This window comes from Microbacterium sp. B19, from assembly GCF_000333395.1.
Lineage (GTDB): Bacteria > Actinomycetota > Actinomycetes > Actinomycetales > Microbacteriaceae > Microbacterium.
Window position 1 is genome coordinate 1 of record NZ_BADA01000125.1, and the last position, 6655, is coordinate 6655.

General features: G+C 68.4%; 6 protein-coding genes and 1 pseudogene. 5 read left to right on the plus strand and 2 right to left on the minus strand.

Annotated elements, in window-relative coordinates; translation table 11 throughout:
- From I5G_RS20665 to I5G_RS04795, 4 genes and pseudogenes are all read left to right on the plus strand, one after another.
- Positions 1-258: pseudogene (locus tag I5G_RS20665) on the plus strand (5-(carboxyamino)imidazole ribonucleotide synthase); the annotation flags it as partial.
- A 95-nt stretch (positions 259-353) separates the two neighbouring features.
- Complete coding sequence (gene purE / locus I5G_RS04785) at positions 354-821, plus strand: 5-(carboxyamino)imidazole ribonucleotide mutase (RefSeq protein ID WP_036326335.1); 468 nt, start codon at positions 354-356, stop codon at positions 819-821.
- A 56-nt stretch (positions 822-877) separates the two neighbouring features.
- A complete protein-coding gene (locus I5G_RS04790; RefSeq protein WP_148286405.1) occupies positions 878-2284 on the plus strand; it encodes an LCP family protein in 1407 nt (468 codons plus the stop codon).
- Entirely contained in the window at positions 2281-3384 is a 1104-nt protein-coding gene (locus I5G_RS04795; RefSeq protein WP_022878041.1) for a glycosyltransferase, read from the plus strand. The genes I5G_RS04790 and I5G_RS04795 overlap by 4 nt, the downstream gene beginning before the upstream one ends.
- A gap of 19 nt (positions 3385-3403) precedes the next feature.
- On the opposite strand, the gene I5G_RS04800 is transcribed toward I5G_RS04795, so the two are convergent.
- Together I5G_RS04800 and I5G_RS04805 are read right to left on the minus strand one after the other, a co-directional pair.
- Entirely contained in the window at positions 3404-4153 is a 750-nt protein-coding gene (locus tag I5G_RS04800) for an ABC transporter ATP-binding protein (RefSeq protein WP_022878042.1), read from the minus strand.
- Positions 4137-5003 (minus strand): ABC transporter permease, encoded by an 867-nt coding sequence (locus tag I5G_RS04805; protein WP_022878043.1) that lies wholly within the window; start codon positions 5001-5003, stop codon positions 4137-4139. The genes I5G_RS04800 and I5G_RS04805 overlap by 17 nt, the downstream gene beginning before the upstream one ends.
- Positions 5004-5153: 150 nt before the next feature.
- Between I5G_RS04805 and I5G_RS23905 the strand changes: the two genes are divergently transcribed.
- Positions 5154-6655, plus strand: a 1502-nt coding sequence (locus I5G_RS23905) for a glycosyltransferase (RefSeq protein WP_022878044.1), incomplete at its 3' end; no start/stop codon positions are given.

Here is a 6655-nt window from a genome sequence, read left to right on the forward strand (position 1 = left end):
GGCGGCCTCGACCTCCCCCTCGGGTCGACGGATGCCATCGCCCCCTGGACGATCATGGTCAACATCCTAGGCGGACCTGCGGAAGGCGGGCTCACCGAGCGCTTCGCCCCGGCGATGGCCGCGCACCCGACCGCCAAGATCCACACCTACGGCAAGGACCCGCGTCCCGGGCGCAAGGTCGGACACGTCAACGTCTCGGGGGACGACCTGGACGACGTGGTCTATGAGGGGCGCGCGGCGGCGGCATTCTTCGACTGAAGCGCGCCGTTCCGCGAACTTCCAGCGACCCGGCCTAGCCTGGTCCGGTGACCCGGCCGCTGCATTCCTCCGAGACGCCCGTGGTCGGCGTCGTCATGGGCTCCGATTCGGACTGGCGCGTCATGAGCGACGCCTCACAGATCCTCACGGAGTTCGGCATTCCGCACGAGGTGGAGGTCGTCTCGGCGCACCGGACGCCCGACAAGCTCATCCGCTACGGCCGCGAGGCGCGGGCGCGCGGCCTCCGCGCGATCATCGCGGGCGCGGGCGGGGCAGCCCACCTGCCCGGGATGCTCGCGTCGGTCACGGCGCTCCCGGTGATCGGCGTCCCCGTGCAGCTCGCGACGCTCGACGGCCTCGATTCCCTCCTCAGCATCGTCCAGATGCCGGCCGGCATCCCCGTGGCGACCGTGTCGATCAACGGGGCCAAGAACGCCGGTCTCCTGGCCGCCCGCATTCTCGGATCGACGAATGCCGAGATCGGAGACCGCGTGGAGCAGTACGCCGCCGACCTCGAGGCGCAGGTGGAGGAGAAGAACCGCCGGCTGAAGGACGCGCTGTGAGCGTGATCGCCCCGGCCCGGCCGCGGGCGCGCGCGACGGTCGTGGAATCGCAGCCGATGCGCCACCCCGACGCTTCGTCTCGTCAGGTCATGACGCGCCGTGGATGGTGGCTGATCGCCCTCAACTTCCTGCTGCCGGGATCGGCGCAGGTCCTGGCGGGCAACCGCCGCCTCGGTCGATTCGGTCTCGCGACCACGCTGTTCCTCTGGGCGGTCCTGATTCTCGCCGCGCTCGGGGCGCTGCTCTGGCCCAGTGGCCTCTTCGCCCTGGCGACCGGGTCGTTCATCCCGGACTTCCTGTCGTGGTTCCGCTGGGTGCCACTCACCCTGGTGCAGGTGGTTCTCGTCGGCTACGTCGTGGTGTGGATCGTCCTCACCATCGATACCCTGCGTCTCGTCCGGCTCGTCCGGACCGGGCCGATCGCCCGCTGGGCGATGGCCGTCGTCTCCGTCGGGCTCCTCGTCCTCACCGGTTCCGGGGCGGCGTGGGCGGCCCAGGCGGCGGGAACCACGCGGGATTCGTTCGCGCAGATCTTCGCCCAGTCCGCCCCCGTCGTCCCGCCCTCCGACGGGTACTACAACATCCTTCTGCTCGGTGGGGATTCGGGCGAGGGGCGCGACTCGATGCGGTTCGACTCGATCTCGGTCGCCTCCATCAATGCCGCCACGGGAGCCGTCACGATCACCGGCATCCCGCGCGACATGCCGGACTTCCCGTTCGCTCCCGGACCCATGCAGGACGAGTACCCCGACGGTCACACCGGCAAGTTCGGCGAGACGTGCGGATGGGGGAGTGGCATCAATCAGCTGCGCACCGAGGTGGAAGTGTGCCAGGACGGGAACGTGCTCTATCCGGACGCCGTCAAGAACGGTTCGGAGCCCGGCATCGAGGCCACCAAAGACGCCGCCGAGGGCATCCTCGGCATCAAGATCCCGTATTACGTCCTGCTCGACATGAAGGGCTTCGCCGACCTCGTCGATGCGCTCGGGGGCGTCGATATCACCGTCGACGAGCGGTTGCCCAAGGGTGGTCCGGGGTATGACGGTCAGCCGGTCGACGACTGGGCTTTCGGGTGGATCGAGCCCGGCGCGCAGCACATGGACGGGGACACCGCTCAGTGGTACGCGCGGTCGCGGTACACGACCAGCGACTTCGACCGCATGCGGCGCCAGCGCCAGCTGCAGGAAGCCATCCTCGCGCAGTTCACGCCCCAGAACGTGCTCCAGCACTTCCAGCAAGTAGCTGCCGCCGGCACGAACCTTCTCAAGACGGATCTCCCGCAGGGCCTGATGGCCCCCACGCTGGTCGACCTCGCGCTGAAGGCCAAGGAGCAGCCGGTCACGACGATCGAGCTCACTCCTGCGGGCGGTGTCGACGAATTCCACCCGGACTACGACCAGGTGAAGCAGATCGTGCAGGACAAGCTCCACCCGCCCACCGACACGGAGAGCCCCGCGCCGTGACCGTCACCCTTCGCGTCGTCCTCGACCAGCTGGTCGCCCCGACCTCTCGTGACCTCGAGGAGGCGTCCGCGTCGCTCACGCAGGCGTTGATCGACACCGCCCCGCGCGGCTGCGATGTCGGCGCGATCGTTCCCGCCCCCGGGCTGCCCGAGGACGCGGGCGTCGTCGGCCTCTCCTCCGAGACGCGCCTTTCTATGCGTCGGCGCGAGCTCGCGGCATCCTGGCAGCTCGGTGTGGCTCCCGGGATCGGCCGGGGTCTCATCCACTCGCCGACGTCGCTCGCGCCCCTCGTCCGCCACGACCGCGTCAACGAGACGCACCAGATCGTCGTGACGCTGTGGGACCTGCGCGCGTGGGAGACGCCCGAGGAGCTCCCCAGGACCGAACTGCTCGCCGCCCGCGCCCTGCTGTCGCGGATCGGCAAGCACGCCGACGCCGTCGTCGTGCCGTCGCACGCGATGGCCGACCGCCTCGCCGCGGTCGCAAAGGCGAAACTCGTCGCGAAGGTCCGCGTCGTCGGCGGGGCTCCCGCCGCGGGCTTCCGTGTGCCCTCGGATGCCGTGGGCCGACTACGTGCGCTCGACCTGCCGGCGTCCTTCCTGCTCGTCTCCGGGGGATCCGTCGCCTCCGACGGGCTGAGTGCCGCGTTCGCGGGTGTGTCCGCGGCGGGGTGGGACGGCGACGTCGTGGTGCTCGACGTCCCCGAGGGCGAGGAGCCGGCAGTCGCCGAACTGGCCTCGGCGGCAGGCATCCCCGAGGCTCGGGTCCATGCGCGCGGGTCGCTCGACCGTTGGGACCGCGCCGCGGTGCTCTCGCACGCGGTCGTGCTGCTCGCGCCGAGCACCCGCACGGACTGGCCCTGGCGCGCGGTCGACGCGCTCGCCGTCGGGGTTCCCATCGTGGCCGCCGACACGGCCGTCCATAGAGAGGTGCTGGCCGAAGCAGCCCTCTTCGCGGGCGAGGACGGCTTCGGGGACGCGCTCACGCGCGCCCTCGGGCCGGACGCGGAACGCCTCCGCGTCCTCGCCGGCGACCGGGCGAAGGGCTTCGCCTGGGAGGCATCCGCCGACCGGGTGTGGGCGCTCCACGCGGAACTGTAGGCCTTCTCGGCCCCAGAACTCAGCGACGCATGAGTTCCACGGCCTGCTTGCTGTCGCCGTCGAAGACGACCTTCCCCTCGCGGAGCAGGATGCCGCGTTCGCACAGGTTCGACACCATGTCGAGGTCGTGGCTCACGACGACGAGGGTCTTCCCCGCGCCGTGGAGCTCGCGGATCCTCGCGAGACACTTCTGCTGGAAGGGCTCGTCGCCGACGGACAGGATCTCATCGATCAGCAGCACGTCGACCTCGGTGTGGATGGCGACCGAGAAGGCCAGACGCAGGAACATGCCGGAGGAGTAGTGCTTGACCTCCGTGTCGATGAACTTCTCGATTTCGCTGAATGCGACGATGTCGTCGAATCGCGCCTCGGTCTCGCGCTTGGTCATACCGAGGATCGCCGCATTCAGGAAGATGTTCTCGCGACCCGAGAGATCGGGATGGAATCCGGCTCCGACCTCGATCAGCCCGGCGACGCGGCCGCGGGCGCGAACGGCGCCCCGGTCCGGGGTCAGAACGCCCGAGATCAGCTTCAACATCGTGGACTTGCCGGAGCCGTTGAACCCGAGGAGTGCGACGGCCTCGCCCTGCGCGATCGAGAACGAGACCCCGTCCAGCGCGTGGAAATCCGTCGTCAGCGGCTTGCGCTTCACCGCGGCGACGAATGTCTCCTTGATGCTGTGCGTGTGGCGCAGCTTGAAGTCCTTGTGGACGTCCTCGACGACGACGCTGGGGTCGACGGAGACGCCGCGATCAGAGGTCCTGGGCAAAGCGCCCCTCCAGTCGACGGAAGACGAGCTGGCCGACCAGAAGGAACGCCAGCGAGATCGCCACGGCAATGGCAGCGAACTCGGGGAGACCCGGGATCACCTCGCCGCCGTTCGGGTTCAGCGGGAACCAGATGCCGTAATGGAAGAGCTCGACGGCGACCGTGAGCGGGTTGAGCCGGTACAGCACGAACAGCCAGTTCGGGACCTGATTGGCCACCATCTCCCACTGGTACATCACGGGTGACGCCCACACGGCGCACATGACGATGATCTCGACGAAGCTCTGGGCGTCGCGGAACGTCACGTTGATCGCACCGAAGAGCAGCCCGAGCCCCGTCGCGAGGAGAGCGATGATGAGCAACGCCAGAAGGAGGGCGCCGATGTGCAGCAGCGAGGGAGCCCACCCGTAGAACATGGCGATCACGATCACCACGACGATCTGGGGGAGGACGTTGACCGCCGCGATCAACATGCTGGACACCGGGAACATCTCGCGCGGCAGGTAGATCTTCTTGATCAGCGCAGCGTTGTCGATGAGGGAGCGGGTGCCGTTGGAGAACGCCTCATTGAAGAACGTGATGATCGTGTTGCCGGCGAGCAGGTAGATCGGGAAGAACTCGACTCGGCCGTTCATCCCCAGGAAGACGCCGATGGCGATGAAGAAGACGAAGAACTGCACGAGGGGCTTGACGTACGACCACAGCCAGCCGAGTATCGAGCCGCGATACCGGATCTGGATCTCTTTGCGGACGATCAGCGACAGCAGGTACCGCCGCCGGAACACGTCCACGAGTCCAACGCTGCCGCCCGGTTGCACGAGTGCAGTGGGCTCGGGCGATGTGCGGGACATTGCGCTCCTTGGGACGGACGGGGCGAGGCGGGAGATCGAGTGGCGCTCGGGTGAGCCTCCCCGATCCTAGCCGCTCGCCCACAGAGAGCCCCCCGTCAGGCTTGCTAGGATCGCCGGGTTCCCCTCCCCGCTCGAAGGAGCCCCCGCCTCGTGATACCCGCCAGCGTCCTGGGTCAGCCGGCTCTCTTTCATTTCACGGATCGCGATCAGATCCCGTCGGACCTCTCCCTCCGCGAGCGACGTCTTCTCGTCGGTGCCCTCAACTTCCATGCGCTGATGGCGCCCGGCCGCGAGCTGAGAGTCCACGCCTACGACGGGTCGTGGGATCTCGAGCCCCGGACGACGGACGACGCGAGCTTCGACGGGTTGTCGCGGGTGTTCCGCCGGCGTCTGTTCAGCTTCGGCATCGGAAGCGATGTGAGCCCGGAGGAGCGCGAACACACGGCCGGGGAGGAGACCGCCGACCGGCTCATCCAGTCGGACACCCGGCACCTCTACATTTCGCGCGACGCCGTGCTGGACTACGACCCGCCCCGCCATCTGGCGCACGATCCGGTGCGTCGGATCCTTCGCGCCGTGCGCGCTCATGCGCCCCTGCTGTACGACGAGGCGCGTGACGTCGAACTCCTTCGGCACCGTGGGTCCTACAGTCGCGCAGTGAAACGGCGGGACTACGAGAAGGAGTTCCTGCCCGGCGGAAGTCATGAGGACAGCACCATCGTCCCCGGGGCGTCCGCGCCGGCCGGTGCCCCCAAGGCCGTGCTGATCGGGCTCCACTGGTTCGAGCTCGGGGGAGCGGAGCGCTGGGCTTTCGAAGCGATCAGATTGGTCCGCGAGGCGGGCTTCTTGCCGATCGTCGTGAGCAGCCGGGACTCGCACCACCCCTGGATCACCCGTCCGGAACTCGACGGTGCGCTCGTCATCCCGTTCTCCGAGCACACGGCGCGCAGCCAGACGCCGGGCGTCGAGCAGTTCCTTCGTGCGGTGCTTCGTCATTTCGACGTCCGCGGGGTCGTGCTGCACCACAATCAGTGGCTCTACGACCGCGTGCACTGGCTGCGACGGTCGCTGCCTCAGGTTCCCATCGTCGACTCGACGCACATCATCGAATACCGCGGCGGCGGCTTCCCGGTGTCCAGCGCGATGGTGACCGATGTCCTGACCACCCACCACGTGATCTCCCCATCGCTGCGGGACTGGATGGTCGATGTGCAGGGGATCGAGCCCGGCAAGGTCGTCATGGCACCTCTCGGTGGTCTCACCGTCTCCGCGCGGGAGGCGGCGTACCGGCGCCGCGCCTCGGACCGACCGTTCACCGTGTCGTTCGTCGGCCGCACGGCCCGGCAGAAGGCGCCCGAAGTTTTCGTCGAGATGGTCAACAAGCTCGGCGAGGCCGCCGAAGGGATGAGATTCATCCTGCACGGCGACGGGGACATGTCCTCGTGGGTCGACGACATCATCCGGAACGAGGGCCTCGAGCACCGCATTGAACGCCGCTCGTCCAAGGTCCCCGTCGATGACACTCTCGCGGAGACCGATCTCCTCGTGGTGACCTCTCACAACGAGGGGCTCACACTGACGACCCTGGAGGCGATCGCCCACGGCGTGCCGGTGATCTCGACCGACGTCGGCGCGCAGTCCGACATCATCCC